At 43.4% G+C, this 4,727-nt stretch carries 6 protein-coding genes; all 6 read left to right on the top strand.

Annotated elements, in window-relative coordinates; genetic code table 11:
- Nucleotides 1-615, top strand: a 615-nt coding sequence (locus tag VIP81_RS20360; RefSeq protein ID WP_331965443.1) for a sugar nucleotidyltransferase, incomplete at its 5' end; no start/stop codon positions are given.
- 29 nt (nucleotides 616-644) lie between these two features.
- Nucleotides 645-1,673 (top strand): UDP-glucose 4-epimerase GalE, encoded by a 1,029-nt coding sequence (gene galE, locus VIP81_RS20355; protein ID WP_331965440.1) that lies wholly within the window; start codon nucleotides 645-647, stop codon nucleotides 1,671-1,673.
- Between the two features lie 52 nt (nucleotides 1,674-1,725).
- Nucleotides 1,726-2,691, top strand: coding sequence for a transketolase family protein (locus VIP81_RS20350; RefSeq protein ID WP_331965437.1), 966 nt, complete (start codon nucleotides 1,726-1,728; stop codon nucleotides 2,689-2,691).
- 299 nt (nucleotides 2,692-2,990) lie between these two features.
- A complete protein-coding gene (locus tag VIP81_RS20345) occupies nucleotides 2,991-3,551 on the top strand; it encodes an RNA polymerase sigma factor (protein ID WP_133806740.1) in 561 nt (186 codons plus the stop codon).
- A 99-nt stretch (nucleotides 3,552-3,650) separates the two neighbouring features.
- On the top strand, nucleotides 3,651-4,370 hold the full coding sequence (locus VIP81_RS20340; RefSeq protein ID WP_331965432.1) for a hypothetical protein: 720 nt from the start codon (nucleotides 3,651-3,653) through the stop codon (nucleotides 4,368-4,370).
- Between the two features lie 29 nt (nucleotides 4,371-4,399).
- Nucleotides 4,400-4,727: hypothetical protein (locus VIP81_RS20335; RefSeq protein ID WP_331965429.1), on the top strand; the 328-nt coding region annotated here is incomplete at its 3' end.

Below are 4,727 nucleotides of genomic sequence, written 5' to 3'. Positions count from 1 at the left end.
GCACAGGCATTTGTAATAGGAGAACAATTTATCGGCAACGACAGCGTGGCATTGGTGTTAGGTGATAATATTTTTCATGGCGCCGGCCTTGGTACCCAACTCGCTCATAACGCCAATCCCGATGGTGGTATCGTATATGCTTACCAGGTATCAGACCCGGAAAGATATGGAGTAGTGGAATTCGGAGATGATATGACCGTATTATCCATAGAAGAGAAACCAGCACAGCCAAAGTCAAACTACGCGGTACCTGGTCTCTATTTCTACGATAATACCGTAGTGGAAATTGCGAAAAATCTGCAACCCAGTCCCCGCGGTGAATACGAAATTACAGATGTCAATAAAGAATATTTGCAACGCGGAAAATTAAAAGTTTCTATCTTGCCCCGCGGTACAGCGTGGCTGGATACCGGTACCTTTGACTCACTGATGCAGGCCTCACAGTTTGTACAGGTGATTGAACAAAGACAGGGAATAAAAATTGCCTGTATCGAGGAAATTGCCTTCCGTAAAGGGTTTATCAATGCCGATCAACTGAAGGAATTGGCGAAACCACTGCTTAAAAGTGGCTACGGGGCATACCTCGAAACAGTACTTAATCAAAAAATGTTCTGAAATAACTAATAAAGTAAATCTGAAATATCATGAAGGTTCTTGTTACGGGTGGATGTGGCTATATTGGCGCACATACTATTGTAGATCTGATCAATAATGGATTTGATGTAGTGTCTGTAGACAGTAACATCAGGAGTACCCCCCAATTATTAGATGGTATAGAAAAAATTACCGGAAAGAAGGTGCGCAATTACAAAGTAGATCTTTGTAACCTGGAAGATACCAACGCAGTATTTCATGAAAACAGGGATATTGTAGGCGTTATCCATTTCGCCGCCCTGAAAGCAGTCGGAGAATCTGTTAACGAGCCCCTGATGTACTTTCAGAATAACCTGACTTCCCTGATCAATGTGCTGAAATGTGTAAAAGAATATAATGTACCTAACCTGGTATTCTCTTCTTCCTGCTCCGTATACGGCAATACCAAAGACTTACCCGTTGTGGAAACAACCCCCATCGGCGAAGCACAGTCTCCGTATGCACGCACCAAACAAATTGGCGAACAAATCATTGAAGACTATAGCCGGGTCAATGATACCCAGTCTATACTCCTCCGTTATTTCAACCCGGTTGGTGCTCATCCATCCGCACTCATAGGCGAACTGCCACTGGGCAAACCAGACAACCTGGTACCCGTAATCACCCAAACTGCCATCGGAAAAATTCCTAAAATGACCGTTTTTGGTACCGATTACGATACCCGCGATGGCTCCTGCGTACGTGACTATATTCACGTAATGGATATCGCCAATGCACACACGAAAGCATTGCAATACCTGATTGAACACCGCAACGAAAGCAATTGCGAAATTTTCAACCTGGGTACCGGCAACGGCGTAACCGTACTGGAAGCTATTAAAGCATTTGAAAAAATATCCGGCATTAAGCTGAATTATACCACCGGCCCACGCAGGGAAGGGGATGTAATCTCTATTTATGCCAATAACAATAAAGCCAAAGAAAAGCTTCACTGGTCACCTGAAATAGGTATAGAAGACAGTATGCGGACGGCATGGCAATGGGAAGTAAGCCTTCGCAATAAAGTGCTGAGTAACTAGGATCATCACTTTTTAATGTTTACTTTTATACTTCAATTTTAAAAAGACCATAATGGTAAAAGATATTCAACCACTAAATGAAAAAGAAACCCGTGGCGGGTTTGGTGAAGGTATATTGGAAGTAGGTCGTAAAAACCCTAATGTAGTTGCACTGACAGCCGACTTGCTCGGTTCCATGAAACTGAACGCATTTATTAAAGAATTTCCTGATCGTTTTGTACAGGTAGGTATTGCAGAAGCCAATATGATAGGTATTGCAGCCGGCTTAACCATTGGCGGTAAAATCCCTTATACTACTACTTTCGCTAACTTTTCTACCGGTAGGGTGTATGACCAGATCCGTCAGTCAGTAGCCTACTCCAATAAAAACGTAAAAATATGTGCCTCCCACGCAGGACTTACCCTGGGTGAAGATGGTGCTACCCACCAGATTCTGGAAGATATCGGCATGATGAAAATGTTGCCCGGAATGACGGTGATCGTACCTTGCGATTTCAATCAAACCAAGGCAGCTACAATCGCCATCGCTGATTATGAAGGTCCGGTATACCTCCGTTTTGGCCGTCCGAAATGGCCAAACTTCACTGCAGAAGACCAGCATTTTGAAGTGGGTAAAGCGCAGATCCTTCACGAAGGAACAGATGTTACCTTATTCGCCTGCGGACACCTGGTGTGGATCGCTATCGAAGCCGGTAAAGTGCTGGAAGAAAAAGGATACAGCGTGGAAATCATCAACATCCACACCATTAAACCACTGGACGAAGCTGCCGTGATTGCCTCCCTCAACAAAACTGGTTGTGCGGTAACTGCAGAAGAACATAACGTACTCGGTGGTCTGGGTGATAGCATTGCGCAGGTAGCTTCCCGTCATATCCCCGTTCCTATTGAATATGTAGGTACCAACGATACTTTCGGCGAAAGCGGTAAACCACTGGACCTGCTGAAAAAATATGGCCTGGATGCCGACCATATCGTAGCAGCTGCTGAAAAAGCAATGGCGAGAAAGAAAAAAGCATAACGCGAATATTGTCTTACTCAGGATTATACTGATTTTGATGATTCACCAGATTTTTGTTGGGTGAATTTTTAAAATTTTGAAGATTAGCGAAGATGGAAGCGGATACCCGCCACTGTCTTCGCTAATCTTTTTTATATCTCTCAAAATCATCTAAACAAAAATCTGGTGAATCATCAAAATCAGTATAATCCTGGGCAAAGACAAAAAATCGCATTAAACTTCCCGTGAAAGTATTGGTCTTATCAGTGGGTTTTTAATTATATTCATCTAATTAAAACCTGTTAAGAACCATTTAACCTATGGCCGTTTCACAGGACGATAAAACTTTATTGGCATTATACCGCATACCTGATACAAAGGAAAAAGGGTTTACCCTGATCATCCAGAAGTACCAGGAAAGACTTTACTGGCACATTCGCAGAATGGTCATGGACCATGACGACGCTAATGATGTGCTGCAGAATGTATTTATTAAAGTGTGGAAAAACCTGGAAAATTTCCGGGAGGATGCACAACTATATACCTGGCTATATAAAATAGCTACCAATGAAAGTTTGACTTTCCTGGAACAGCAAAAGCGTAAAACATCCATTTCCCTGTCAGAAGTGGAAACCGGTTTAAGCAACAAACTCAGGGCAGATCCCCAGTTCGACCCCAATAAATTGGAGTGGAAACTACAAAGAGCCATACTCAGTTTGCCCGATAAACAAAGGATTGTCTTTAACCTGCGCTATTATGACGAAATGCCCTACGAAGAGATGAGTAAAGTACTGGAAACGTCGGAAGGCGCACTCAAAGCTTCTTACCACCACGCCGTAAAAAAGATAGAAGAATATATCCGGAAAGGAGCTGACATATAATTTTACAAATATTTATTTTAAGTGATTTTTAAAGAAATTTATCAAAAGATTAAAATCACATTAAACTATTAAATCCCTTCACTGTCTAAAAAACAGTATATGAGCAAGCAGACCTACATAGCGAATGAACTAGCACAAATAGCACCAGGCGTCAACTGGCCGGCTGAAGCACCTTTCACGGTGCCGGCTGGTTACTTTGAGGAACTGCCCGCCGCTATTATGCTGCAAATTCAGCTGGAAGACCTGCATTCCGGCACGCCTGCTGCTCAACAACACCCAACTATTCCTGCTGGTTACTTTGATGGCCTATCACAAACCATCCTGCAACGGATTAAAGCGGAAGAAACCAGTACGCCACAGGCAGAACTGGAATCCCTTTCCCCTTTCCTCGCTGCAATACCCAAACAGGCCCCTTTTACCGTGCCCGAAGGCTATTTTGAATCCCTGCAAGTCAATCACCTGCTGCCGGCCCCTCCATTACGGGTCGTACACCGGACCAATACAAGCACCTGGATCAAATGGACAGTGGCCGCCTGCTTAACTGCTTTAATTGGCAGCAGCGCTATCCTGTTTATTACATCCGGTAACGGCCATTCTAAAATAGAAAGACAACTGGAAGACCTGAACGACCAAGATATCGTTGAATACCTGCAAACCCACACTGATCCTTTTGATAATGATGCTATTTTTGCATCCTCTGTTTCTGTGGAAGCAACCCCGGTGCAAAAGCAACTGAACGAAGCCGTTCCGCTGGAAGCCATCGAAAAATACCTGCAACAAACAGATTTATCCAAGGAAGTGTCACCCGAAAAGAAATGATGAAACGTTTTAGCTTTATATGGATTGCAATGTTTGTGCTTCTTCACACCACTGGTGTAAGCAGCGCACAGCAGCCCCCATCCGAAGATCCCACGGAAAAAATAAAAGCCATACAGATAGAATACCTATCAAAAAAACTTGACCTTACAACGGAAGAAGCACAAAAATTCTTACCGGTATATAATAACTATACCCACGAAGTAGAACAACTCATTGCGGAGCGACATCAGAAAAGAGAGCAGGATAAAATATCCACCGATAATGCCGATGACGCTGCCCGCAGAAATATGGACAAGGAACTCACTTACGAAAAAAGAATGCTGGACATCCGCTCCCGCTACAGCGCAGAGTTTCAAC

This window comes from Chitinophaga sp. (assembly GCF_036566945.1).
GTDB lineage: Bacteria > Bacteroidota > Bacteroidia > Chitinophagales > Chitinophagaceae > Chitinophaga.
Note: the sequence above shows the minus strand (reverse complement) of the source record. Positions and strands in the feature narration are given on the sequence as shown.

Excerpts from the sequence above, each read along its gene's own strand:
- VIP81_RS20350 (WP_331965437.1), top strand. The coding sequence starts at position 1,726 with ATGGTAAAAGATATTCAACCACTAAATGAAAAAGAAACCCGTGGCGGG.
- VIP81_RS20340 (WP_331965432.1), top strand. The coding sequence starts at position 3,651 with ATGAGCAAGCAGACCTACATAGCGAATGAACTAGCACAAATAGCACCA.
- galE (WP_331965440.1), top strand. The coding sequence starts at position 645 with ATGAAGGTTCTTGTTACGGGTGGATGTGGCTATATTGGCGCACATACT.
- VIP81_RS20345 (WP_133806740.1), top strand. The coding sequence starts at position 2,991 with ATGGCCGTTTCACAGGACGATAAAACTTTATTGGCATTATACCGCATA.